Origin of the sequence: Brevibacterium sp. Marseille-P9724 (genome assembly GCF_902500275.1) — a bacterium.
In the GTDB taxonomy this organism is placed as follows: domain Bacteria; phylum Actinomycetota; class Actinomycetes; order Actinomycetales; family Brevibacteriaceae; genus Brevibacterium.
In genome coordinates this window covers 36568-62772 of the sequence record NZ_LR722991.1, presented here as the reverse complement: position 1 = coordinate 62772, position 26205 = coordinate 36568, and the positions used below count along the sequence as shown (strand labels likewise).

Sequence of the window (26205 nt, the reverse complement as noted above, 5' to 3'; positions counted from 1 at the left end):
CTGTTAGTGTTCGAGCATCCAAAGAGGAAGAGCGCCATGACACACTCGCAGCTGAAAGCAGAAGACAAGAATCGACGCCGGTCCATCCTTGTGGCTGCCTTCGGCACGATTGTCGAATGGTTCGACTTCTCCGTTTTCTTCTACGTGTCCGTCAATCTGGCGCGCGTGTACTTTCCCGGGCAGGAGAACTCGCTGCTGCTCACCCTTGGCGTGGGCGCGGCTGGTTTCTTCTTCCGCCCACTGGGCGCCATGGTCTTCGGGCACCTCGGTGACAAAGTCGGTCGGCGTGCAGCCCTCGTGGTTTCGGCAGTGCTCATGGCGGTGGCCATGTTCGGAATCGCCATAACGCCCGGCTATGAACAGATCGGCATATGGGGTGGAATCATCATGATTTCCCTGCGCTGTCTGGCGGGCTTTTCCGTCGGTGCCGAATATACCGGCATCATGGTCTTCCTCATGGAAACAGCCAAAAAAGGACGCCGTGGTCTGGCTGCCAGCTGGGCGGCCGCGAACTCTGAGGTCGGTGCGCTTCTGGCAGTGGGCTCCGGTGCTCTTCTGGCCAATCTGCTGACCCCAGACCAGATGGACTCTTGGGGGTGGCGGGTGCTGTTCATCATCGGCGGGCTGCTGGCAGCAGTGATGATTCCGCTGCGCAAACACCTGGAGGAAACCGATACCTTTAAGAAAACGCAGGACAGCGGAGCGAACGCGGGCTCACCGCTGCTCGACGTTCTGCGCCGTCACCCCAAGGCCGTTGTCGTGGCGTTTCTGGTGTCGTCGGTTGGATCCGTGTCGTACTTTCTCAACATCACCTACGTGCCCACGTTCCTCGAAACCGTTGTTGCAATGGACGGCGCCGGTTCGCTGGCGTTCGGCACAATTGCAGGAGTGGCGGCCATCATCGTCACACCCTTGATCGGGCTGGCCTCAGACAGGTTCGGCAGGCGGACCATGTTTGCGGCTCTCAGCGCGGTTCTAGTGCTCACAACAATTCCCGCATACGCGCTGCTGTCCCACGTCAACCCGACAACCGCAGCGACTGCCGCGGCGTTTCTTGCAGTGCCCGCTGCCGGGTGGTCAGCTGTTGCCGCTGCTGCCATCCCTGAACAGTTCACCGCCATCGGCCGCTTTTCCGGCATGGCGATCGGGTTCAATACGGCAACCGTGGCCTTTGGGGGTCTGTCGCCGATCATTGCCGCCAGCCTGGTCCAGGCCACCGGCTGGAACCTTGCCCCGCCAGGCTACGCCACAGCCGTTGTGCTGGCCGCTGGGATTCCCGCGCTGCTGCTCATGCGCGAACGTGGGCACGCTCCCTTGGCGGACGTCGACGCGGATACCGGACCCCCGCCTCGTGTCTCAGAAAATGGACAAACGGTTTCCGCGAATTGACATTGCTGACGTGGCCTAGTTCACTAGATTCCATGTTCACCGACGTTATTGTCCTTATTAGCAGGCGCGCGAGGTAATCCCTCCCAGCGTTCGCTTGGACGATCACCGCGCGCCCCTCCAGAATCTGGCAGGGGCTTTTTTTATGGGTGATCGCCAGGACGAAGGCGACACACAGGTACACAGCAGAGGAGTTCACCGTGGCATCAAAGCCCGTGCCGGCGCCATCGCCATCGCGCCAGGCTCAACAGCCAGCCAAAAGAGGGCGGACGGCCCCCGAGGTCCTGACGGGCGCGCAGGCCATTATCCGCAGCCTAGAGCTGTTGGGCGTCGACACCGTATTCGGACTGCCGGGCGGAACTATCCTCCCGACCTATGACCCGCTGATGGACGCAGAATCCATCAACCACATCCTCGTCCGTCACGAACAGGGAGCCGGTCACGCGGCAACCGGCTACGCGGCCGCCACAGGAAAAGTCGGCGTGTGCATGGCCACCTCCGGCCCCGGTGCCACGAACCTCGTCACCCCGATCGCCGACGCCCACATGGACTCCGTGCCGCTCGTGGCCATCACCGGCCAGCAGTCCTCCAAGATGCTCGGCACCGACGCATTCCAGGAAGCGGACATTGTGGGCATGACAATGCCCATCACCAAGCACTCATTCCTGGTGACTCGGGTCGAAGACATCCCGCAGGCAATCATGTCGGCGTTCCACATCGCCTCGACCGGTCGGCCCGGACCCGTTCTCGTAGACGTGACAAAGGACGCCCAGCAAGCCCAGGCACCCTTCATCTGGCCCGAAGCTCCCAGCCTCCCCGGCTACCGGCCCGTCACCAAACCGCACAGCAAGCAGATTCGGGAAGCCGCGCAGCTCATCGCACAGTCCAAAAAGCCGGTGTTCTACATCGGCGGGGGTGTCATCCGCTCCCGCGCCTCGGCGGAGCTGCTGCGCCTGGCCGAAGCGACCAAGATTCCGGTGGCCACAACGCTTATGGCCCGCGGCGCGTTCCCGGACTCCCACCCGCAGCACGTGGGCATGCCCGGCATGCACGGCAACGTGTCTGCTGTTGCCGCGTTCCAAAAGGCTGACCTGCTCATCGCGGTAGGCGCGCGCTTCGACGACCGAGTCACGGGCGACCTCGCGTCGTTTGCCCCGTACGCGAAAGTCATCCACGCCGACATCGACCCGGCTGAAATCGGCAAGAACCGTGCGGTCGATGTGCCGATCGTCGGCGATGCTCGCGAAGTGCTTGGCGCACTGCTGAGCGAGCTGCGCGAATCCCATTCGTCAGCACTCGAAAATGAACGCCCCGCTTGGTGGGCGAAGCTCAACGGCTGGAAGGAAACGTACCCGCTGGGCTACGAAGCCAACGATGTCGGACTGTGTGACCCGCAGTACGTCATTAAGCGCATCTCCGCGCTGACCGGCCCCGAAGGGGTTTTCGCCGCAGGTGTTGGACAGCACCAGATGTGGGCGAGCCAGTTCGTGAACTACGAACGTCCCAATTCGTGGCTCAACTCCGGAGGGCTCGGCACCATGGGCTACTCCGTTCCGGCCGCCATGGGTGCAAAGGTCGGCGAACCCGACCGCACCGTGTGGGCGATCGACGGCGACGGCTGTTTCCAGATGACAAACCAGGAACTGGCCACGTGCGTCATCTCGAACATTCCGATCAAGGTGGCGATTATCAACAACTCGTCACTCGGCATGGTTCGCCAGTGGCAGACCCTGTTCTACGACGGCCGTTATTCGCACTCCAACCTCGACACCGGTCACGGTTCTAGGAGGGTGCCGGACTTCGTGAAACTCGCCGAAGCCTACGGCTGTGCGGGGCTGCGGGTTGAGCGCAATGAAGACGCCGATGCCGCAATTGCCAAGGCACTGGAAATCAATGACCGTCCTGTGGTCATCGACTTCACGGTCCCGGCTGAGGCGATGGTGTGGCCTATGGTGCCCGCCGGTGTCAGCAACGACCAGATTGAGTACGCGCAGAACCTGCGTCCCGAATTCGAAGAGGAAGAGGAAGAGCTGTGAGCCGTCATACTCTGTCAGTCCTGCTGGAGAACAAGCCCGGCGCGCTCACCCGCCTGACCGGCCTTATCGCACGTCGCGGGTTCAACATCGATTCGCTCGCGGTGGGCACCACCGAAGTTGAAGAGATTTCGCGTCTGACAATGGTCGTCGATGTTCAAGACGTGCCGCTGGAGCAGGTCACCAAGCAGCTGAACAAACTTGTCAACGTCATCAAAGTCGTTGAACTCGAACCGGCGAACTCCGTGGAGCGCGGCCACGTGATCTTCAAAGTGGCGGCCGATTCTGTCACCCGAGGGCAGATTGCCGACGCCTGCGAACTGTTTCGGGTGCGCATCATCGATGTCGCCCCGGATGCAGTGTGTGTTGAGGCCACTGGCGAAGAATCCAAGCTGGCCGCACTGCGTGCAGTGCTCGAGCCGTTCGGCATCCGCGAAATCGTCCAGTCGGGGCTGCTGGCCATCAGCCGCGGTTCCCGGTCGATCTCCGATCGGTCCACGTGGGCGTGATCTGTTGACCCGAGCCCTCGGCAGCGTGAGTTCCCCAGCAGCACCGGGGCTGGCACCTCGGCCCTTATCTCACAGTGTGCACGCTCAATTCGCGGTGAGACTGCACGCTCCTATAATCTCGAAATAACACCCAACATCTGAGACGCGCCGACTGGGCGAGCGGTCTCAAAGGAAGGAAAAGAATCCCATGGCAGCAGAGCGCTACTACGATGACAACGCCGACCTCGGCGTCATCCAGGGCAAGAAAGTCGCCGTCATCGGCTTCGGTTCGCAGGGACACGCACACGCGCTGAGCCTGCGCGACTCCGGCGTCGACGTGCGCATCGGTCTGAAAGAAGGCTCCAAGAGCCGCGACAAAGCCGAAGCTGAAGGTCTCAAGGTCGGCACTCCCGCCGAAGTCTCCGAATGGGCAGATGTCATCGTGATCCTCGCACCCGACCAGGTGCAGGCCGACATCTACAGCGCTGAAATCGCTGACAAACTCACCGAGGGCAAGACTCTCGTGTTCTCGCACGGCTTCAACATCCGCTTCGACTACATCGAAGCTCCACAGGGTGTTGACGTCATCATGGTCGCCCCGAAGGGCCCTGGCCACGTTGTGCGCCGCGAATACGTTGACGGCCGCGGTGTTCCGGTGCTCGTCGCTGTTGAAGTCGACGCATCCGGCAAGGCCTGGGACACCGTCCTGTCCTACGCGAAGGCCATCGGCGGTCTGCGCGCAGGCGGCATCAAGACCACGTTCACGGAAGAAACCGAAACCGACCTGTTCGGCGAACAGGCAGTTCTCTGCGGCGGTGTGTCCCACCTCGTGCAGGCAGGCTTCGAAGTTCTGACCGAAGCCGGCTACCAGCCGGAAATCGCCTACTTCGAGGTGCTGCACGAACTCAAGCTCATTGTCGACCTCATGGTCGAAGGCGGCATCGCCAAGCAGCGCTGGTCCTGCTCCGACACCGCCGAATACGGCGACTACGTGTCCGGTCCGCGCGTCATCACCCCGCAGGTGAAGGAAGACATGAAGGCAGTGCTCGCCGACATTCAGGACGGCACCTTCGCCAAGCGCTTCATGGACGACCAGAAGAACGGTGCGAAGGAATTCAGCGAACTGCGCGCCAAGGAAGAACAGCACCCGATCGAAGCCACCGGCCGCGAACTGCGCAAGATGTTCGCATGGCTCAAGTACACCGAAGACGACTACACCGAGGGCACTGCCGCTCGCTGATCGTCAGCTGACCTTCCGCCAACAACAGCCGAGGTGGATCTCCGCGGAGGAGTTCCACCTCGGCTGTTTTGTGTGTCTAACGGGGAGGTGGGTAGAACGACCGTTAGCCGAACTCTGCTGATTAGGCGGAATACTGAGGCAAAAACGCACGGATCGCCTCGTTCTTCCGACTAGACGGCAGAGTTACTTCTGGCGGCCCTTCATCCTCGGGTTCTGCTTGTTGATCACGTAGATCTTGCCTTTGCGCTTGACCACCTGCGCGCCCGGCTGGTTCTTCAGAGAACGAAGCGATGCTCGCACCTTCATTGGATTCCTTTCGACTGTCGCAGTCGGACTGTTCCGACTGCTCTTCTGGCCCGACTTTCCGCTTTGGCTGGCTGCTTTCTTGAGCTGACTGGTCTGACGCAGCGCGCCTGTTGATCTGCGCAAGCTGCCGGCCGAGTCGGGGTTAGTGTGATCAGGCCACGTTAAACGTCGAATCCCATGTCATGGAGTGTTCATATGCCTATCTGTTGATTTCGGTGAGGTTGCGCGCACCGGTTGGTGCTGTTGTGACACGTTGAAAGCCGTCGTTCTTGCCAGATTCTGCTGATCAGGCAAGACGGTTTTTAGCTAGAGGTGTTGGGTAAATGCGTGTTATGAGTGCGGGTGGCCCGGAGGAACCTGGCCAGGCTGAGCTGGAGGAACCTGCCTCTGCTGGCCAGGCTGAACCTGATCATCCTGGGCGCCGCCCTGCCCCTGCAGGCTATAAGGAACCTGGGCCCGCATAACCGGACGAACGTGAACGGGGGCCGCCGTCTCGACCTTCTTCCAACGCGCAACAAGCGTCAAAACGCCAGCAATGACAATGACAGCCACCATGGGGAACATCATGAACGCGCCACCGGAGCCTACACCTCGGTCGAATGCGCTGGACATGCTTCCCGAGAACAGCGCAATGACGAACATGGTCACGTTGTTCACCGCGTGGATAACGATGGGAGCCTCAATACCACCAGAGAAGTGGGTGAGCGCAGCCAAGGCGAGGCCAAACACCGCGTAGTACGCCCACAACCATGGATCGGACGCCCCGTGCGCAAGCGTGAACAGGATCGTGGCAACAATGACACCAATGATGCCGCCCGCCTGCGGGATCCACGAACCAAAGACGCGCGGAACGTAGCTGCGGAACATGATCTCTTCAGCCGCTGCCTGAAACGGCGTGGTCAGCACAATGATGAGCAGATACGCCAGCGCCGTACCGTCAAATGTGAGCGACGAGTCGCCAGACCCCATAATTGCGCTGTTATCAAAGAGAAACCCGGCTCCGATGTACAGAACGAACAACGGCACCGTACACGCCAGGCTCAATCCCCACCACTTCCAACGCATGTGCGGCAACACCGAGAACATGCGCGACCACGGCTGCTTGTGCAGAATCCGGTGCGCAAGCAAAGCCGCAAGTCCACCCACAATGAGCGAAAGGTTCACCGTGAGCAGCAACAGCGGAGTGTTGTTGATCTTTCCGGCCATGGCGTCTTCTTGTGAAGTCGCACCAGTGGCGATGTCGATCGCCACAGCGATGATGCCACCCACAATCGACACAGCAAAGAAAACGACTATAGTCGCAATCATTCCCACGAGCCCCATCCACCAGCGGTTATGCGCGGTGCGGTAGTGGTTTTCGAACGGTTCGTTCCGCTGCTCTGGCGCAGACGTTTCAAACGGTCCGTTGTGGGGATGAGGAATATTCGGTGGGGTTACGCCATGCGAAGTAGTCATGCTCTATAGATTTCCACGCGACTTTTTTCGGCGCAATTCTTGTTCAACAGGGTCGGGCACGGGCGCTGCTTCAATGAGCGCCCGCGTATAGTCCGAATCTGGCGAGCCCAAAACCCGTCCTGTTTCACCTTCTTCCACTACATGGCCATCGCGCAGAACAACCACGCGCGACGCCACCTGACTGATCACCGCCAGGTCGTGGCTGATGAACAGGGAAGCGAACTGGTGCTTCTCGTGCAGTTCGGCAAGGAGTTCCAGGATCCCGGTTTGCACGGAAACATCCAAAGCCGAGGTGGGTTCATCTGCGATGAGAAGGTCGGGATCCAGCGCCAGGGCTCGGGCGATCGCCACACGCTGCTTCTGCCCGCCGGAAAGCTCTCGCGGAAAACGGCGCGCAAACTCCGCGGGCAGTTGAACGTCGTCCAGCAGCTCATCCACTTTGCGGGCGATATCACGGCGCGACAGCCGCGTGTGCAGCTCAAAGGGCTGAGCAATCTGAGCCCCGATCGTGCGCCGCGGATTCAGAGAACCAGCCGGGTCCTGGAACACTACTCCGACCCGTGACCGCAGCTTCCGCTGCTGTCGGGAAATCCCCGGAACAACGGCAGTCCCTGCGACCTCGGCGGTCCCACTGGCAACTTTCTGCGCCCCCGTGAGCACGTTGGCGATCGTCGATTTACCGGAGCCCGACTCACCAACCAACCCCACGATCGTGTGGGCTGGAATCGTCAGTGAAACGTCATCGAGCGCAACCGTAGACCCGTGCTCCACCCGAGCGTGCTCCACCTGAGCCGCAACAGCCTCGCCCGCGCCCTGTTCGTCCACGGCACGGTCTGCAATCCGGGGCACTGATTCCAACAGTGTGCGCGTGTACGGGTGCTGCGGGTTTTCAAACAGGTCACGAACACCCGCAGTCTCAACCACGCGCCCGTCCTTCATCACCACAACATGGGTCGCAACATCGGCAACAACCCCCATATCGTGCGTGATCAGCAGGACCGCGCGTTCCTGCGCGATGTTGCGCAGCAGATCCAGAATCCCCGCCTGAACCGTGACGTCCAATGCCGTGGTCGGCTCATCGGCTATGAGGACTTCAGGCGAATGCACAGTTGCCAGCGCGATCATCGCACGCTGCAGCTGCCCACCCGACAGCTGATGCGGGTACGACCCCGCGATCCTCTCGGGATCTTTCAGACCAGCCTTTTTCAACACCTCGGCAACGGATGCTTCCGTTCCGTGCGCTCGCATGGCTTCACGCACGTGATACCCGATCGTGTACATCGGGTCGAAAGCCCCCATGGACTCCTGGAAGATCATGCCGATGCGCTTCCCGCGGACGGAACGCAGCAGCTGAGGCGAAGCGGAAATAAGCTCCGTGCCGTCGGCCAGGTGGGCCTCACCGGTAACCGAAGCCCCGGTGAGACCCAACAGCGAAAGCGCCGTGACGGACTTACCGGAACCGGACTCACCCACAAGCGCAACCACCGACGAAGTCGGCACATCAAAACTCACGTCGTGGGTGACCTCGGCGCCGTCAAACGACACCGACACATTCCGAATCTCTAGAGCATTCACTGAGACAGCGACACCTTGAGGTAGTTGGGATAAGCAGGGAACGAGCCGATGATGAAGTTCTCAACCTTAGAACCGTGCATGAACGAGTTCTTGGTGTACATCAGCGGAACAACAGGCGCGTCTTCCATGATCGTCTTGTCGACTTCAGCCCACAGCTTCTGCGCCTCTTCATCGTCGATCGTGTGCGTTGCCTTGCTGATCATGTCGTCGACCTTGGGGTTGGAATACCGCGAAATGTTGTAGTTTCCGTTGCCGATCTGCGACGACGCGAACAGCGGCTCAATGTTGGCATTCGCTGATGGGAAGTCCGGCTGCCACGACGACAACGCCAGGTCGTAATCACCCTCGCCCTGCGTCGCGTCCGCAGAGAACGAGTTGGTGTCCTCAGCCTTGATCCGCACCTTCACTCCTGCTTTGCTGAGGCTTTGCGAAATCGCTTGAGCCTGGGCTGACGAGATCGGGTCGTTGCAGGTGAGCAGCGTCAGCGTGCCCACGTCCTTGCCTTCGAGCAGCTGCTTGGCTTTTTCAGAGTCCCCAGAGTCCGGTGCTTCGTACAGGTTGTAATCCTGGCGTCCGGGGATTCCGGGTGAAATGAGCGTGGAGGCGAAGCTGCCGGAGATCTCACCACCGGAAGCAATGCGAACAGCGTTCTTGTCGATCGCGTAGTTCAGCGCCTTGCGAACATCCACGTCTGAAATGCGCTCGGTGTTGATCGCAAGGTACTTCAGCGCACCATCACCGCTGGTCACCAAACGGGACTTCGCGGACGGGTTCTTCTGCGCCTGCGCCAGCTGAGCGGCAGGAATGAAGTCCGCGCCGAATGAGGTCTGCGCTTCATTCGAGTCGCTGATCAGCGACTGAGCTGCCACCGTCGGGTCTTGGCTCATCTTGAACGTAATGGTGTCCGGGCCGGCTGTGCGTACCTCGTCGGTGTCCTGGTTCCAGTTGTCGTTGCGTTTGAGAACCATCGAGGTGCCCGGGGTGTTTGATTCAACCCGGTATGGTCCCGAGGCGACAGGCGCGTTCCCGTATTCCGCCGGCTTGTCTTTGTCCTTGGGCACGGGGGTGAAGGCGGGCATCGACGCGATCCACGGCCAGTCACCGAACGCTTCGTTGAGGTGGAACACGATCGTCTTGTCATCCGGTGTTTCGATCGAGTCGAGCTCCTTGCCATCGAACGGGCCGGAATACTTCTCCGCCCCTTTCAGAAGTGTCTTGTGGTAGCTCAGACCGCCGGAAAGCTCCTTCGAGAAGGACCGTTCGATGCCGTACTTGATGTCCTTTGACGTAATCGGGGTTCCATCCTCGAACGTCACACCGTCTTTGAGAGTGAACGTCCACGTCTTACCGTCCTCGCTGGGAGTCCCGGTGTCCGTGGCCAAGTCGGGAACGACCTCGGGGGCGGCGTCCGGTTGGATATCCCACGTGGTCAAACGCCGTGCCACAAGACCCAGGGACGTAATGGCAAGGCCCTGGCTCTTGCCTGGGTCCATGTCCATTTCTGTGCCCGAGGTGAGGATCGTCAAGTCTCCGCCCTTGGCGGTTTCGCCCAGCCCGGCTTGCTCTTCGTCAAAGTTGTTTGCGTTGCAGCCGGTGACTGCCATGGTGGTCGCCAGAAAAATGGCAGACAGAGTTTTGAAGGGTTTCATTGTTTCCTTTGTTCCAAGAAAGCTGTTGAGGACGCCGCGTGTGCGCGGCGAGTGAGTGCGTCAGTTCGCGTGCTCTCAACATCGCAATCCGGGCGGAAACACAAACGCGAGGCGCGGGCTCCTGGTTAAGTGCCACACAATCATCATGACGTGGCAGCTCCGATCCTGGGGTCGAGAATCCCGTAGACGATGTCGACCAAGAAGTTCGCAAGAACCACTGCCAGTGCAGCGAACAGGGTCACGCCCACCACCAGCTGCACATCCAAGTTGTTCACAGCGTCCAAAAGAAGTGAGCCGACACCTTGGATTGAAAAGACCTTTTCAGTCACAACTGCGCCGCCTAGAAGCGAACCGAAGTCCAGCGCCACAAGAGTCGCGATGGGAACAACGAGGTTGCGCAGACCGTGCCGGCCTACAACCTGGCCCTCAGTGAGGCCGATTGCGCGGGAGGTGCGAATGAAGTCCTGGCTCATAATGTCGAGCATCGAACCACGGGTGAACCGGACGTAGATCGCGGCGTTGACGATCGCAAGCGTGACCCACGGCAGAATCAGGTGGAACGCCCACTGGAACGGGCTATCACTAAATGCAACGTACCCGCCGATCGGGAGCACGTTGAGGGTGAACCCGAACAGCAGAATAAACAGCAGACCTACCAAATAGGTGGGGGCCGAGACTCCAACCACAGACAAACCTGTGAGGGCACGGTCGGTGAAACTGCCGCGGCGAAGGGCCGCCCACGTGCCCATGGCAACACCCACGATCGTCCACAGCACCAGGGCGCCGATTGCAATCGACAGGGTCACCGGGATGCGGTCCACCAGGAGGTCGCTGACCTCGGCACGCAGGCGGAAGGAGTACCCAAAGCAGGGGGCGGCACATTCGATGGCGGCTTGACCGGAGCCAAACGTGCGACCGGCCACGATGCCCCACAAGAACGCGCCCAGCTGGACCAGCCACGGTTTGTCAACGCCCATGTACGCGCGAACCTCAGCGAGCCGGTCCGGTGTGCACGGTTTGCCGCAGCTGAGCTGAGCTGGGTCGTTCGGAAGCATGTAGAAGATTGCGAAACTTGCCACTGCGATGACCAGAAGCACCACCAGGGAACCGGCCAGTCGTGACAAGAGGAAACGAGTAATGGGCCACCATTTCATGCTTTTTCACCTGCCACTGCGTCGCGCAGACCGTCGCCTAAGAGAGTGAACCCCAACGTGATGAGGAAGATCGCGAGTCCCGGGAACAGGAGGTACGCGGGGTCGACTTGGACCCAGTCGATGGCGTCTGAAATGGTGCGGCCCCACGATGGCGTGGAGGGGTCAACGCCTACGCCCAAAAAGCTCAGTGTGGCCTCGGCACCGATCTTGCCGGGAATGGAAAGAGTGGTGAAAACCAGGATCGTCGCCAGGAGATTAGGCAGGATTTCGCGTGTGATGGTGCGGAAGCCGCTTGCGCCCTGAGCAATGCTTGCGCGAACAAAGCCGCGGCTGCGCAGGCTCAGTGTTTCTGCGCGCACCACTCGGGCGATAGAAGGCCAGCCAAAGAGGCCGATGACCGCCACCAAGACTAACGACCGATTGACCTCAGGTGGGATGACGGCCGCCAGTGCGATGGCGAAGATCAGGAACGGGAAGCCGAACACGATGTCGGTGATGCGGCTCAGCAGCCTGTCCCACACGCCTCCGAAGAAACCCGCAGCCACGCCAATCACCACTCCGATCAGCACTGACACTGCGGTTGACGCGAGCCCAATGAAGAGAGACACGTGCGAACCCCAGGTCACGATCGCGAGCAAGTCACGTCCGGTCTTCGGCTCAACGCCGAGCGGGTGCTGGAGACTCATGCCGCCGAACGCGCCTGCCGGAACAGCATCCGGGCGCAGCAGGTCGGTGTTGAACGAGTGAGGGTCGTTGCCAGTCAGCGCCGTCAGGATTGGAGCAGCAGGAACCATGCACAGAAAGAACACAACAATGACGAATCCTGTGCGAGCAGTTGAACTGCTCAACAGGCGCGGCCATTTGATGCGCGTCGCAACACGTTCCATTCGGTTCCTCTGTATGGGTAAAGGCTGTGGGTAGGCGCAAAGCCAACCGGATAACCGGTTGTACCTCCCCGCTATTCCACAGGGAGCGTTAAGAATGAAGTTTGTGACGGATTACATTTTTGGGGCGTTCTAGCTGTAATAACCGGCAATACCCCGGGTGAAGAACCACCAACTGCATTCATGCGGTGCGGTGCCAGTGCCGGGCGACCTGTTGAGGCACGGTGGGGTTGTGCGCACCGGGTGGAAGTAGGAATACGGACGAGGCACCGCCCGGCTGCGGGGCTAGGTGTCGGCTGGCCGTCTGCAGGCCGAACCGCAGCCCGGCGCAAACGCCAGGGGCTCCGGGAATGCGCCCCAGAACCCCTACCGGCCTTAAACTGCGTCCTGTAAATTGGGCTGAGTGCTGAACTATCGTTTTGAAACATTCCGTCCAGGTGTCGAGACTGACCCCGAAACCGGCAAGCAGAAGGTGGATGCGCGTACTGCCGCTTTCTTTGCAGCCGTCAATGCGGGTTTTCACGATAAGCGCGAAGATGACGAAAAGATGCTTCAGCGCTATGAGCGCAGCAAGGCCGACGGTCGTGTCTTCACCGGCGTCTACGCCCCTGAAACCCAGAAGCACGCGCTCAGCACCGATGTTCCGGTGGCTACATTCGTCCATTTCGAAGCCCCGATCAACGTCGGCGAAAACCGCCTGCAGGATGCCCATCTGATTACGTGGGTGACAGTGCGCCCTACGCACCGCCGCCGTGGTCTGCTGCGCACCATGATGACGGACAACCTCAAGACTGCTGCGGAAGCCGGCTACCCGTTTGCTGCCCTGACGGCCACGGAGGGCGGCATCTATCGTCGCTATGGTTTCGGCACGGCGTCCTGGATGGGTTCGTTCGAAGTTGACACCAACCCGGGCTTCCGGCTGGCTGCCGAAGCTGATTCTCGCGTTGAGATGTGCGAACCGGCTGTGCTGAAGGACCTCGCGCCGGTCATCTACGAGCGTTTTATGCGCACAACCCCGGGCGCGGGCGGCCGCCAGCAGCGCTGGTGGGATGTCGCCGCGGGCAAGTACGATTTCGAGTCCGGTGGTCCCGACCCCGCTGTCCGTGCAGCGCTGCACTATGACGAATCCGGTGAGCCGGACGGCTACGCGACCTACAAGTTCACCGGCTGGGACAAGCCCACCCCCGCGGTGCAGGTTCTTGACCTGATCGCGGTGTCGGACGAGGCATACTCCGGCCTGTGGTCGTTCCTCGGCTCCATCGACTTGGTGGAGCGAGTCAAATATGACGGGGCCCAGCCCTCGCCTTTGCCGTGGCTGCTGGAGAATCCCCGCCGCGTGCAGCAGAAGTCTCACTGGGACCTTCTGTGGCTGCGCATTCTCGACGTCAAGAAGGCTCTTGAAGCCCGCCAGTGGCTGGTGCCGGGAAGCCTTACGCTCAAGGTCACGGACTCCTTGGGCTATGCGGAGGGCACGTGGCGCATTGACTCCGATGGTGCCGACGCCACCGTCGAGCAGACCCCGGATGCCCAGCCAGACCTCGAACTCGATGTCGCTGAGCTTGGCTCCATCTACCTGGGCGGTGCTGACCCGTCGCTGCTGACTCGCGCCGGCCGCATCACCGAGTGCACACCGGGTGCGGCTGTGCGGGCCCGGCTGATGTTCGCAATGGCCCGGGCCCCGTACACCCCGTACGAATTCTGATCCCACAAGCACACTGACGAGGCGCCGCTCACCACGGCGCCTCGCGTGCTGTTCGGGGGTGGTGGGCCCGGTTGCGGTGCCCGTGGCGAGGGCGGGACGCATACCTCCCACAGCGATCCCTAAGATGTTGTCAAGCACACACTGTAGGGGGAAACGTGACCAAACCTGTCGTCCTTATTGCCGAGAAGCTGTCGGATGCGACCGTGGGCGAGCTCGGCTCGGAATTCGAGGTTCGCTATTGCGACGGAGCTGATCGTGCCGATCTGCTGAGTGCTCTGCCCGGCGTTTCGGCTGTGCTGATTCGCTCGGCTACGCAGATGGATGAAGAGGCAATCGCAGCAGCAACTGACTTGCGGGTCATCGCGCGCGCCGGCGTGGGCCTTGACAATGTTGACATTCCGGCGGCGACGAAGGCCGGCGTTATGGTGGTCAACGCGCCGACGTCGAACATCACCTCGGCGGCAGAACTGACGATGGCGCACATTCTGGGTGCGGCGCGCAATTACGGTGAGGGCAACCGTTCGCTGAAAGCCGGCGAATGGAAGCGCAGCGCTTTGACGGGCGCCGAACTGTTCGAGAAGACCCTCGGCATTGTGGGCCTTGGCCGCATCGGCGGACTTGTTGCTGAGCGTGCGCGAGCCTTCGGTATGAAGCTCATCGGCTACGACCCCTACATTACGCAGGCTCGCGCAGGGCAGATGGGCGTTGAGGTTGTCAGCCTTGACGAGCTACTGGAGCGTTCGGACTTCATCACGGTGCACATGCCCAAGACGAAGGAGACCACCGGCATGATCGGTGCGGAGGCCTTCACCAAAACGAAGCCCGGTGTGCGAGTGGTCAATGTCGCCCGCGGCGGAATCATCGACGAAGAGGCCCTCGCGGATGCTGTCCGCACCGGCAAGGTGGCTGCCGCAGGCATTGACGTGTGGACGCAAGAGCCCCCTGTTGACAACCCGCTGCTTGAGCTTCCTGAAGTCAACGCGACCCCGCACCTGGGTGCATCAACCGCCGAGGCGCAGGAAAAGGCCGGCATTTCAGTCGCTCGGTCGGTGCGCCGCGCCATGGCAGGCGAACTCGTACCGGACGCGGTCAATGTTGCCGGCGGTGCAATCCATGAGGATGTCCGGCCCGGAATCATCCTGGCGGAGCGCCTGGGGCGTACGCTCACGGCACTTGTCGATGAGCCGTTGGCACACCTGCGGATCGAAGTGCACGGTGAGATCGGCGAACTCGATGTTTCCGTGCTCAAGCTCTCAGCGCTGAAGGGTGTTTTCACTGACATCGTGTCCACACCTGTCACCTACGTCAACGCACCTGTCCTGGCCGAAGAGCGCGGTGTGACCACTGAGCTCGTTGCTGACACGGACTGTGAACGCTACCGCAACATCACGTCGATTGTTGCGACCACCGCTTCGGGCAAGCAGATGAGCGTTTCGGGCACCGTGACGGGTCCGAAGCTCATGCAGAAGCTCACGGAAGTCGCAGGCTTCGACATCGAGATTCAGCTGTCCGACAACCTCGTGATCTTCAAGTACGAAGACCGTCCGGGCGTCATCGGCCAGCTGGGCCAGGCGCTGGGCCGTTCGAACATCAATATTGCCGGCATGCAGGTGGCGCGCACCGACGCCGGCTCACAGGCGCTTGCGGTGATCGACGTCGATTCGCCTGTCAGCGATGAAATCGCCGAGGCGGTGGCAGGGGCCGTGGACGCTTCGGATTTCGCCACGGTCACCTTGGCGGAGTGACTCAGCGCTTCCACAGGCCGTAAGAATCGGCAAGGTCCGCGATCTTCTCAGCGCGGGCGATGCGGGGGAGGTACGAACCGTCGGTGATCCCATCGGCGTGTTCGGCCCCCTCCAGCATTTCTCGGGCCCACGCGCGGTCTTCTTCGGACGGTGCGAGGCCGTTATTGACGTAGGGAACTTGGGATTCGCTGAGCACCAGCTTGCCGGTCATGCCCATTTTCATGGTCCACGTACAGTCGGCGCTGACCGTGGACTGCCCTGCACCGGGTGAGGACGGCCCGTCGATCGCACCGGCCAGACCGCCGACGCGTGAAGCTACCACCAGGCGGGATCGTGCGTAGGCCAAAGCGACCGGGTCGTCACCGATGCCGGTGTCTTTGCGGAAGTCATTGACTCCGAACGCCAAACGGAAGGTGCCTGCCGCCGATGCGATGCGGGTTGCGTTCTCCACACCGAGCGCTGTTTCAATGAGCGCAAGAATCGGCATGCCCACACCGGCCCGAATCGATGTCAGTGTGACCTCTTCGGGCTCTTCCGTGTTCGGCAGCATAACGCCGCGCAGACCCGACAGCCCAGCCAGAGCGTCAAGGTCCTCTTCCCAGTGGTGAGTCCATGTATTGTTGACGCGCACCCAGCCGACCATCCCGCCCTCCAGGGCGCTGACGACATTGTCTCGCGCAGCGTTCTTCTGGTCTTCGGGCACTGCGGCTTCAAGATCGAAGATGATGGAGTCCGCGTCGCTCGTCTGACCGGATGCGAACAGTTCGGGCTTGGCCGCATTGACGAAGAGCCAGGAGCGTGACAGTCGGGCGGGCAGTGCGAGGGCGCGCTTGTTGCGCAGCTGATCGGACATGCCACCAGTCTATGAACATGCGCGGGCCAAGGGGAGGCTTCGCGCAGTATGTCCGGACTTCAAGACAGGCGGCCGAATGTCGAGATCAGGGCGTACTGTTGGCCCCATGGATTTGAAGATCGCAGTTATGCCGGGTGACGGCATCGGCAAAGAGATTGTTCCCGTCGGACTCGATGTCCTAGGCCGCGCTGTTGAAGTCACGGGCGAAGACGTCAGCATTACGACCAAGCAGTTCGAAGCCTCCGCTGACCGCTGGCACAAGACCGGTGAGACGCTCACCGATGAAGAACTGGACGAGCTGCGCGGCTTCGACGCGATCTACTTCGGCGCCTGCGGTGACCCCTCGGTGCCATCGGGTGTGCTCGAGCGGGGCATCATCATCAAAATGCGCTTCGGGCTGGATCACGCGGTCAACCTGCGGCCCTCGCGGTTCTTTCCCGGCACCTCGTCGCCCTTGGCAAACCCCGGTGACATTGACTTCGTGGTTGTGCGCGAAGGCACGGAGGGCTCCTACACGGGGCAGGGAGGGTCCCTGCGTCTGGGTACGCCCCAAGAGGTGTCCAATGAAGTTTCGGTCAACACGTGGTTCGGCGTGGAGCGCACGGTGCGCTACGCGTTTGAACTGGCGCAGAAGCGTTCGAAGAAGCTGACGTGGGTGCACAAGAACAACGTTCTCGTCCACGCGGGACACCTGTGGGGACGGGTCATTGAGGCTGTTGCACCAGAGTTCCCGGACGTCGCGGTGAACTACGAGCATGCGGACGCCAGCACCATGTACATGGTCAATGACCCGGGACGCTATGACGTCATCGTCACGGACAACCTTTTCGGCGATATTCTTTCCGACCTGGCAGCCGCTGTCACCGGCGGCATTGGCCTTGCCGCTTCGGGAAACCTGAACCTTTCCGGCACCGGTCCGTCGCTGTTTGAGCCGATTCACGGTTCGGCGCCCGACATTGCAGGCAAGGGCATTGCCGACCCGACCGCTGGAATTCTGTCGGCGGCGCTTCTGGCTGAAAACAACGGCCTGGGCAAAGCTGCAGAGGCTATTCGCTCTGCTGTTGAAGCTGATCTTGCCCAGCGCGGCGACGCCCGGCGTTCAACCGAGGAGGTCGGTGCGGCTATTCGCGACCGTCTGAGCTGAGGAAAGCGCTGTCCTTATACGACTGGGCCCGGCCACAGCGGCCGGGCCCAGTGCTGTCCTTGAAGAGCTTTAGGCGACTCCGTTGTAGCGGATCGGTTCGCCGACTCCCTGGTTGATGAGGTCCTGTTTGGTTGCGTGGCGCGGGTTGGGGGCTTCTTTGCCGGACTGTCCACCGCCGTGTTCAAGCAGTTCGAACGAACCGTCCGGGTTCACTTTCTTGACCAGAACGATGTGGTCAGGGCCGGTCACAGCGTCACCGGGCTGGATTTCTTCCCACTTGATTTTGTGGGCAACGCCCTTGGGAACGAAGGTGAAGGATGCTTCGCCGGGGCCACCGGAGTTCCATGCGTAGGAGACGAATCCGGAGCAGTCCCTGCGGTAGTTGTCAAAGTAGTCTTGGCCCTGTGAGTAGTAGGGGGCCTTGGCCATGCGGTCTTCAGCGCGCTTGATGATTTCTTGACGGCTGATGCCCTGTTTCTGAGCCTGGGCGGGTGCGGCTTGTGCTTGGGCCTGTGCGGGTGATCCGCCGGGGTTTTCTGCTGGTGCAGCTGCCTGTGCGGCTCCTGCTGCGGCGAGGAGGCTTCCTGCGCCGATTGCCGCAGCCAGCGCTCCGTGAGTGAGGGTGCGTGTTAGACCTTTCTTGAGCATGTCACTCTCCATAATCTAGACGTCCTGGAAGTCCTCCAGGCGTGATTCACGTTACGCTTGGAGGTCTGGCTGGGAAGGCGATTTTGGGTTGGGCAGCCGCTTTTTCATCCTCTTTTGAGCTGCGCCACCAGTTTTCTAACGTTGGGCGAGTAACAGCTGGGTGCGGCTTTACAGTTCGCTTTTCCAAGGGCACATTCGCATTCGAATGAGCACGGAACAGCGGCGGGGGCGTGGGATGTCCCCCCCGGGCCCCCGCCGCGTTCAGCAGGAGTCAGCGACTCAGCACTGCTGCTGACTTACCGCTGACATCAGCGGCGCGAGCCGCGCCTGCGCACTGACAGCAGTCCGACACCGCCGGCGATCAGCACGGCGGCGGCAGCCAGTGTCGCCGCAATGCTCACGCCGGTGCGCGGCAGAGGCGAGCTGCCAGAACCGCTCGGCTCAGCCGGCCTGTTGTCATCCTCACCCGAGGTGCCGGGAGCAGCCGTTTCCTCACTCGGCTGATCGTCGGGCTGGCCGGGCTTGTCGCCCGGTTTGCCCGGTTCACCGGCTTGGCTGCTCGGGGACTCGTCCGGCTTGTCACTCGGTGACTCGCTGCCTGACTCACCTGGGGTCTCGCTGGACTTGTCACTGGGGGAGTCGTCCGGTGACTCGCTGCCTGACTCACCTGGGGTCTCGCTGGACTTGTCACTGGGGGAGTCGTCCGGTGACTCACTTGGCGACTCGCTCGGCTTGTTGCTGGGCGTGCCGCTCGGTGACTCGCTGGCTGACTCACTCGGTTTGTGGCTTGGCGTCTCAGTGGGTGATTCACTGGGGGCTTCGCTCGGCGATTCACTCGGTTCGTCAGAAGGTTCCTCAGTTGGAGTCTCGCTGGCTGACTCACTCGGCTTGTCAGACGGTTCGTCGGTCGGTGTTTCGCTCGTCGACACGCTCGGCGACTCACTGGGCTTGTCACTGGGTGACTCACTTGGCGACTCACTCGGCTTGTCAGAAGGTTCCTCGGTCGGTGTTTCGCTCGGCTGCTCAGTGGGTTCGTCACAGTTGCACTTGGTTCCCACGCGGACCTTGCGAGCTGTTGGCTCCTTCGTGACCTTTTCGGATGTTTCCGGCTCGCCCACGGTCTTGCCGTCCTTGAGCTTCCAGGTCTTAGTGATTTCCTTTTCGCCGTACGCACCGGCCTGGTCTTCGATAATCGTGCCGGCTTCGAGGTTCGGGTCTTCCTCAATGACGGTCTCGAACGGAATCTTCTCCGTGTGTTTGTCCGTCAGCTCGGTCAGGGTCGGCGCCGTGCCCACTTCGATGATGTGGGTGGTCGGCTTGCGCAGCTCCTCGGTGCTTTCCTCAGTAGAGATCTCACCGTTGTCGGAAGTCACAGTCACAGTGTGCTTGACCTCGCCGGGCTTGCCTTCCTGGATCACCTTGGTTTCCCCGGCCTTGAGTTCGGGGTTGAGGCGAACCTCGACCTCAAACGGCGTGTTCTCAGTCCATTCGACGGTCTTGGAGGTGGTCTTGCCCTTCGTGCCGACCTTGACGATCTTGTTGACCGGCTCGGTCACACGCTTGGTTTCGGTCTTCGTGTCCGTGACCTTCGAGTTTTCGATGGTCTGGGTCGTGATGACCTTGTCCTTGCCCAGTTTGCCTTCCTGAACAGTTTCCTGTTTTCCGGCTTCCATCGTGTTGTCGAACTGAATCTCAGTTTCGAACGGAACATCGACTTCGTACTCAGAGGTGTGAGTGCCAGTCGTCTTGGTGCCGACGCGGATGATCTGCTTCTTCGGCTCCTTGGTGCGTTTGGTTTCCACAACAGGGTCACCAGACGGCTTGCCGTCAGCGAACTTCTGTGTCGAAGTCACGGTGTCTTCGCCGAGTTCGCCCGCCTGCTTGACCTCTTGTTTGCCAGCTTCGAGCGTGTCGTCGAATTCAATCTCGGTCTCAAACGGAACCGGCTTCTTCACAGTGGTGACCAGCTCATCAGCGCCCAGGCGCGGACCGTACTCAACGATGCGAGTGACGGGTTCCCTAGTGGTCTTCTCTTCAGCCACTTCGGCTTTGTCGCCCTTGGCGTTGAATTTCGCGGTGAAGGTCTTTTCGCCGTCCTTGCCCTCCTGGACAACCTTGGTTTCGCCAGGTGCCAGGTTCGGGTTTTCGCGGACCTCAGTCGGGAACGGGATCGGAACCGTCCAGGTGATGTCCTTCGCGCTTTCGGCAGGCTTCGTGCCGACGCGAACAACCTCATTGACCGGCTCTGCGGTGCGCTCCCACGTGCCGTCCTTGTTCTGCTTTTCCCTGCCGGGCTTGCCTTCGGTTTCTACCTTGTACTCGCCGGCGGGGAGAGAGTCGTCGTACTTGTATTCGACCTTGAACGGAACTTCGCGGGTCGGGACGTCGACAACCTTGACCACAGCGGCGGCGGTGTCCTTAAACCCGTCTTCGTAGGTCACCGTTACTGGAATCTTGACTTCGTCTCCAGGCTTCGCGTCCTTCGGTGCAGTCGCGGTGATCTCACCCTTGTCGTCAACCGTGACGGTCCAGCCGGCAGGGACATCGCCCACCGTGAACGGGTTCTCTTTGGCAACCTTGACGTTGTCCGGTTTGTCAATGGTCACCGGCAGCTTCACAGTTTCGCCCGGGTACACCGTTTCCGTGGGGTATGACGGTTCGGCTTCCCAATTGTTGGTCAGGTTGACCACGGTGGTGACGGGCACCTTCGGCTTCGAGCCGTCCGGCGCTGTGACAGTCACCGACACTGTCTTCTGGTCACCCGGCTTGGCGTCCTGCGGCGGTGTTGCCGTCACAACACCCGTGTTCGGGTCGACCTTGTACTTCCAGCCGTCAACGTCCTGTTCGAGGATCGGCTGATCGCCGTCCGTGCCGAACGAGAACTTCGAACCCTTCGGGGCGTCCTCAACCTGGTGGTCTACGGACTTGCCGGGACCGGTGGACTCGACGGAGTAGACCGGCACGTCGTCACCCTTGATGACGTAGACCGTGCCGGTTGCCTTCTGCGGCTTAGCACCGGACTCATAGTGGGCGAGAACCGGGATATCGAGCTGATCACCCGGCTGCGCGCCCTTCGGCACTGTTGTGGTCAGCTCCCCAGTGCTCTCATCGATTGTGACGGTCCACCCATCCTTGGAGAACTCGGTCTTGCCGTCTTCGAACGTGTAGCGGTTTGGTGCTTCGTCACTTTCCTTACCGCTCAGCCCCTTTTCGGGCAGGGTTGGCTTCAGGCTGGCCTTTTCGCCGGGCTTCTTGACTTCGGTGCCGTAAGTGGGGACCTTGATGTCGTTGATGACCTGGAACTGGACCTCGACCTCGTCGGTGGTTTGGTCCGGGTAGGTGGCCTTGACCTTCGGGGAGATCACGGTGCCAAGCGGAACGGTGTCGTCAGCCTTCGCAGTGACCTTGCCGTTCTTGTTCACCGTGACGGTCCAGCCCGACGGCACAGAAGATTCATCGACTTCGTACTTGGCCGGCACCACAGCCTTGTGGCCCTTCATAATGGCCTTGGTCTTGATCTGGGATTCGATGTCCTGGTTCGGTTTGCCCTGCGCGATGTCGGGCTTGACCAGGTCCGTTACCTGCGTGTTGTTCGGATCAACAACCACAAGCAGGGGGAGTTCGTCCTTTGAACCGTTGGAGTACGTGATTACAACCCGCGGCTGTGCGAATGTGCCGGGGGTCGGGTTCTTCGGTGCCGTGACGGTGACGTTATAGGTGTCTGGGTCCAGGGCTGCGTCCCAGCCCTCGAAAACGTACTTCTCGTCCATTTCGACTTCAGCATCGAAGCCGCCGTCTTCCTTCTTCTTCACCAGGTCCTTGATCAGGTCCGGCACCTGGGTGAAGGTCACTGACTGGCGATCTTTCGCCAGCGGGCCTTGGGCACTTTCAACGCCAGAGATGATCGAGGCGTCACGCTTGTCGTACTTCGGGTCGTGGAACTGGGTATCGTCAAGGCTCCACTGGTGCGATCCGATGACGTTGGCTTTGCTGTAGCGAGGCAGCGCATTGGACTCATCGAACGCCTGGCCGTAGCCGCCATTATCGTCGATCGCAGCCTGCAGCTGTTCAACTGAGCGCGGAAGGGCGAGAACACTGAAGCGCACACCCTGCTGGGCGCTGAGCACAGTGCCCTTGTATTCGGGCATCGTGAAGAACACGTCGCCGTTGTCTTCGATGCTCAAACGTGCTTCGCCACCGGAGGCTTCAGTGTTGCTGGTGCCGATGAATTTGCCCTGAGAATCATAAGCCTCAACCACCATGCGCGGCATCGACGCGGCATCTGCGCTGATACGGCCCACCTTGAGCTTCTCGCCCGGCTTGACGACCAGCTTTTCCTGGTTCTCCCAGGACACAGAAATGGGTGAGCAGTTGTCGTTCTCACTCGGCCACGGATTTACGACAGCCTCAAATCCAGCGTTAGACCCCCGGGTCGCTTTAAGGCCGTCAATATTATCCTTCGTGTACTTTCCCTGCCAGGCGTAACGCACAGGGTTAGAGGCGTCCGCCTCTGCGAACTGCTTGACCTTATCCCCGGTTAGTTCGGAGTTGAGGTTTAGGTTCCTTTGAACGCGAGAGCTTGTGATGGCGATCTTTTCGTCGGCCTTAGCAGTCACCGGTCCCTCAGCGCCGAAAAGAGTCTGGCCGACGTCCATAGAGGAAACGGTTCCAGGGTTCAGGACACCCCCAAGGAGTCCAGAATTGCTAAAACTCCATTCGGCAAACGTACGATCCTTCGAATTGTCGAAAGCGAGGCTCAAACCCCATTTGGTCTTATCGGAGCTGGCCTGGCCTGGCTCCAGGGTGGTCCAGGTGAAACCCGCCTGACTGCCAGACGGGTCGCCATTTTCGACAGCACACGAACCATCAGGCAAATCCGAGGCTTTCTGCTGGTCCTGCTCAACAGCCCCCGACTTATCCCGAATGCCGCCGGAGAGCGCTGACGCGGCAGCGGCTGGCTCGGTGGGCATGAGGCTGGGCGCAGCACATGTGCCTGCAGCCAAAGCGAGGGCTGACAAGGCGGCAATTGGGGTACGCGCAAAGCGCTTTCGCAATGCCGGTTTGTTTGAGGAGTCCATCCCTCAGTCCTTCCTGAAAATCCTGAGCGACGCTCGCGGCAGCCCTGGGAAGGGAGAGCGCGGCCCCGGCCGAAGTTGCACCGGGTCAGATTGCGGCGCAGTGCAACACCAGTATTGATATCTGGGTCTACAGTACCGTAAGGGCCCAAAACTGGGCCCAGTGGCCGCCTTTGCGGCGGGCGTGTGCGGCATGTCACCGAAAAGCGTGTTGACAGAGTGAATAGGATCACCCATAGATCCCCAACCCGACTCGTCAGGAAAGAGTGACGATGACTGAATTCCAGTTGCGCAAACGCCAAGACCCCACCGCACCGGCTCTGCGTCAGGCAGTGCTGGAAAATCCCGGTTTCGGCGAATACTTCTCCGACCACATGTCCCACGTCCGCTACACGCAAGACCAGGGGTGGCACGCGCACGAAGTCATTCCCTACGGCCCGCTGACCCTGGATCCCGCCGCCGCGGTCCTGCACTATGCGCAGGAAGTCTTCGAAGGTCTGAAGGCCTACCGTCACGCGGACGGCTCCGTTTGGACCTTCCGGCCTGAGCGCAACGCCGCCCGCATCAACCGTTCAGCCGAGCGCCTGGCCCTGCCACAGCTGGACGAAGCGGACTTCCTCGAATCCATTCGCGCTCTCGTCAGCCTCGACCGCGACTGGGTGCCCACACCCACGGACTCCGCCGACGAAGTTTCGCTTTACCTGCGCCCCTTCATGATCGCCTCGGAGTCCTTCCTGGGTGTGAGGGCCAGCCACGAAGTCGACTACTACGTAATCGCCTCACCCGCCGGCGCCTATTTCAGCGGCGGCATCAAGCCGGTGAGCATCTGGCTGACCGAAAAGGTCAAGCGCTCCGGCCAGGGTGGCACCGGATTCGCCAAGTGCGGCGGCAACTACGCGGCCTCCCTGGCCGCATCGGCCGAAGCTGCCGACAGCGGCTGCCAGCAGGTCATGTTCACTGACGCGGCAACTTCGACCTACCTCGAAGAGCTAGGCGGCATGAATCTCATGCTCGTCACCAAGGACGGCGAACTGCTGACCCCGCCGGTTTCTGAGGCCATCCTCGACGGTGTGACCCGCCGTTCGCTGCTTGAACTGGCCCCGCAGCTCGGCCTGACCCCGGTTGAACGCCCCATCGAAGTTGCTGAATGGCGTGACCGCGCGGCCTCCGGCGAAATCGTCGAAGCCTTCGCCTGCGGCACCGCAGCAGTCATCACGCCGATTGGTCAGCTGAAGTCCAAGGACTACACCATCGACATGGGCGAAGAGCCCGGCGAAGCCACCATGAAGCTGCGCAGCACTCTTCTGGACATCCAGTACGGTCGAGCAGAAGGCCCTGAAGGCTGGATGGTCAAACTCGCCGAGAGCTGACAACCAGATTCATACAGCAAGATCTTCGGGCCGTCTCCGCCACACCGGAGGCGGCCCGAAAATGTGAATGGACACACGAGTGACGAAACAGCGGCCCACACCCGCCCAGGTGATCGACGACCTCCCATGGAAGTGGAACACCCAGGGGGCGGTGTTCATCGTCGGCGGTCTGGGCTTCATGTTCGACGCCTGGGATGTCGCTCTCGGCGGTCTGCTCATTCCGCTGCTGGCCGCCGAATGGGACGTGCCCTTGGGCACAGCGGCTTTTGCAGCGACTGCCAACCTCATCGGCATGGCAGTCGGCGCAGTGCTGTGGGGAGGCATTGCCGATCGGCTGGGCCGACGCACAGCGTTTTCCATTACGCTGCTGATCTTCTCGCTGTTCACCGCCGCCGGCGCTTTCAGCCCCAACCTGGAGACCTTCCTCGTTCTGCGCTTCATAGCCGGCATCGGACTGGGCGGAGCGATCCCTGTTGACTACGCGCTCGTCGCCGAGTTCACACCGGCCCGGCACAGGGGTCGAGTGCTTACCGCAATGGACGGCTGGTGGCCGATCGGCGCAACCGGCGCTGCCGTGACGAGTGCGTGGATTCTGTCTTTCGGCAGCTGGCGAACAATGATGCTGCTCATGGCGGCACCGGTTATCCTGCTGTTCTTTGTGCGCCTGTTCGTCCCCGAATCACCCCTCCACCTGGCTGCTGCGGGCAAGCACGCTCAAGCCGATGCGGTTCTGCGCAGGCTCATCAAGCGCACAGGAGCGCAGATCGACGCCTGGCAGCACCCGCAGCCAACCGCACAGGCTGCAGCCGTCCAGACCAGTCGCACCCTGCGCAGCCGCATCAGCTCGGCTCTGGGCCAGCTGAACCACCTGTGGAAGCACTCGGCACGGCTGACAGCATCGACGTGGGCGGTGTTTATCGGCGTACTCCTGCTGTACTACGCGGCACTGACATGGCTGCCGAAAGTCCTGCGCGAACAGGGTCAGACAGACCAGGCCGCGTTCCTCGTCACCGGCGCCATGACAGGAGCCGGGCTGCTGGGCGTTGTGACAGCCGCGCTCGTCATCGACTACGTGGGGCGCAGGCTGCTGCTGACCCTTTCGGGGTTCAGTTCGGCTGTGCTGCTGGCGCTGTTCGCGATAGAACTGACTTCCCATCCCGGCGAGCTGACAACGGCGGCCAAGCTCGCCATCGTCAGCTTCGGCTTCACCATCCAAACCGCAGTGCCCGCCCTCTACACCTACGGGTCCGAGGCGTATCCCACGCAGCTGCGCGCCTCCGGCTTCGGGTGGGCCTCGAGTGTGTCCCGGATCGCCACGGGCATCGCTCCGTTTGTCTACGGGGCGTGGCTGCTGCCGGGAATCGGGCTGACCGGAACTTTCGGGGCGACCGGCGCTCTGACCGTCATCGGGCTGGTGCTCATGCTGGTGTGGGGCCGGGAAGACCGCGAGCTCGTCCGCACAGACTGAGCATGCACACACATGAGGCTCAGACAGTCT

18 protein-coding genes are annotated in these 26205 nt (G+C 61.2%); 9 read left to right on the top strand and 9 right to left on the bottom strand.

Going from position 1 to position 26205, the window contains the following annotated elements; all coding sequences use genetic code 11:
* The first annotated feature begins 36 nt into the window (after positions 1-36).
* From GC119_RS03060 to ilvC, 4 genes are all read left to right on the top strand, one after another.
* Positions 37-1389: an MFS transporter gene (locus GC119_RS03060; RefSeq protein WP_061943326.1), complete on the top strand. Its 1353-nt coding sequence runs from the start codon at positions 37-39 to the stop codon at positions 1387-1389.
* 212 nt (positions 1390-1601) lie between these two features.
* Positions 1602-3422, top strand: coding sequence for an acetolactate synthase large subunit (locus GC119_RS03055; protein ID WP_413462989.1), 1821 nt, complete (start codon positions 1602-1604; stop codon positions 3420-3422).
* Positions 3419-3928, top strand: a complete 510-nt coding sequence (gene ilvN / locus GC119_RS03050) for an acetolactate synthase small subunit (protein WP_061943320.1) — start codon at positions 3419-3421, stop codon at positions 3926-3928. The genes GC119_RS03055 and ilvN overlap by 4 nt, the downstream gene beginning before the upstream one ends.
* A 187-nt stretch (positions 3929-4115) precedes the next feature.
* On the top strand, positions 4116-5147 hold the full coding sequence (ilvC, locus tag GC119_RS03045; protein ID WP_151952415.1) for a ketol-acid reductoisomerase: 1032 nt from the start codon (positions 4116-4118) through the stop codon (positions 5145-5147).
* 183 nt (positions 5148-5330) lie between these two features.
* Here the strand turns inward: ilvC and ykgO are convergent, their stop codons facing one another.
* From ykgO to GC119_RS03015, 6 genes are all read right to left on the bottom strand, one after another.
* Positions 5331-5453: a type B 50S ribosomal protein L36 gene (gene ykgO / locus GC119_RS03040; RefSeq protein ID WP_019174766.1), complete on the bottom strand. Its 123-nt coding sequence runs from the start codon at positions 5451-5453 to the stop codon at positions 5331-5333.
* Positions 5454-5783: 330 nt separating this feature from the next.
* On the bottom strand, positions 5784-6908 hold the full coding sequence (locus GC119_RS03035; RefSeq protein ID WP_082784768.1) for a CPBP family intramembrane glutamic endopeptidase: 1125 nt from the start codon (positions 6906-6908) through the stop codon (positions 5784-5786).
* Between the two features lie 3 nt (positions 6909-6911).
* The gene (locus GC119_RS03030; protein ID WP_226829215.1) at positions 6912-8459 is read right to left on the bottom strand and encodes an ATP-binding cassette domain-containing protein; all 1548 of its coding nucleotides are present in this window, start codon (positions 8457-8459) and stop codon (positions 6912-6914) included.
* A 20-nt stretch (positions 8460-8479) separates the two neighbouring features.
* The gene (locus tag GC119_RS03025) at positions 8480-10132 is read right to left on the bottom strand and encodes an ABC transporter substrate-binding protein (RefSeq protein WP_151952413.1); all 1653 of its coding nucleotides are present in this window, start codon (positions 10130-10132) and stop codon (positions 8480-8482) included.
* Between the two features lie 143 nt (positions 10133-10275).
* Positions 10276-11286 carry an ABC transporter permease gene (locus GC119_RS03020; protein ID WP_151952412.1) on the bottom strand — a complete coding sequence of 337 codons (1011 nt, stop codon included), beginning with the start codon at positions 11284-11286 and terminating at the stop codon, positions 10276-10278.
* Positions 11283-12173 (bottom strand): ABC transporter permease, encoded by an 891-nt coding sequence (locus tag GC119_RS03015; RefSeq protein ID WP_061943303.1) that lies wholly within the window; start codon positions 12171-12173, stop codon positions 11283-11285. The genes GC119_RS03020 and GC119_RS03015 overlap by 4 nt, the downstream gene beginning before the upstream one ends.
* A gap of 400 nt (positions 12174-12573) precedes the next feature.
* On the opposite strand from GC119_RS03015, the gene GC119_RS03010 reads away from it, so the two are divergent.
* Both GC119_RS03010 and serA read left to right on the top strand, forming a co-directional pair.
* Positions 12574-13872, top strand: a complete 1299-nt coding sequence (locus GC119_RS03010) for a GNAT family N-acetyltransferase (protein WP_151952411.1) — start codon at positions 12574-12576, stop codon at positions 13870-13872.
* Between the two features lie 155 nt (positions 13873-14027).
* Positions 14028-15617 carry a phosphoglycerate dehydrogenase gene (gene serA, locus GC119_RS03005; protein ID WP_061943297.1) on the top strand — a complete coding sequence of 530 codons (1590 nt, stop codon included), beginning with the start codon at positions 14028-14030 and terminating at the stop codon, positions 15615-15617.
* Between the two features lies 1 nt (position 15618).
* Here serA and GC119_RS03000 read toward each other — a convergent pair whose 3' ends face one another.
* Positions 15619-16470 carry an HpcH/HpaI aldolase/citrate lyase family protein gene (locus GC119_RS03000; RefSeq protein ID WP_070573616.1) on the bottom strand — a complete coding sequence of 284 codons (852 nt, stop codon included), beginning with the start codon at positions 16468-16470 and terminating at the stop codon, positions 15619-15621.
* A 106-nt stretch (positions 16471-16576) separates the two neighbouring features.
* Between GC119_RS03000 and GC119_RS02995 the strand changes: the two genes are divergently transcribed.
* A complete protein-coding gene (locus GC119_RS02995; protein ID WP_070777855.1) occupies positions 16577-17614 on the top strand; it encodes a 3-isopropylmalate dehydrogenase in 1038 nt (345 codons plus the stop codon).
* 69 nt (positions 17615-17683) lie between these two features.
* Here the strand turns inward: GC119_RS02995 and GC119_RS02990 are convergent, their stop codons facing one another.
* Positions 17684-18262, bottom strand: coding sequence for a hypothetical protein (locus GC119_RS02990; RefSeq protein WP_083304091.1), 579 nt, complete (start codon positions 18260-18262; stop codon positions 17684-17686).
* A 308-nt stretch (positions 18263-18570) separates the two neighbouring features.
* Complete coding sequence (locus GC119_RS02985; RefSeq protein ID WP_151952410.1) at positions 18571-23340, bottom strand: G5 domain-containing protein; 4770 nt, start codon at positions 23338-23340, stop codon at positions 18571-18573.
* Between the two features lie 269 nt (positions 23341-23609).
* Here GC119_RS02985 and GC119_RS02980 point away from each other — a divergent pair, with 269 nt between their 5' ends.
* Positions 23610-24707, top strand: coding sequence for a branched-chain amino acid aminotransferase (locus GC119_RS02980; protein ID WP_151952409.1), 1098 nt, complete (start codon positions 23610-23612; stop codon positions 24705-24707).
* Positions 24708-24786: 79 nt separating this feature from the next.
* Positions 24787-26175, top strand: a complete 1389-nt coding sequence (locus tag GC119_RS02975; RefSeq protein ID WP_151952408.1) for an MFS transporter — start codon at positions 24787-24789, stop codon at positions 26173-26175.
* The last annotated feature ends 30 nt before the right edge of the window (positions 26176-26205 follow it).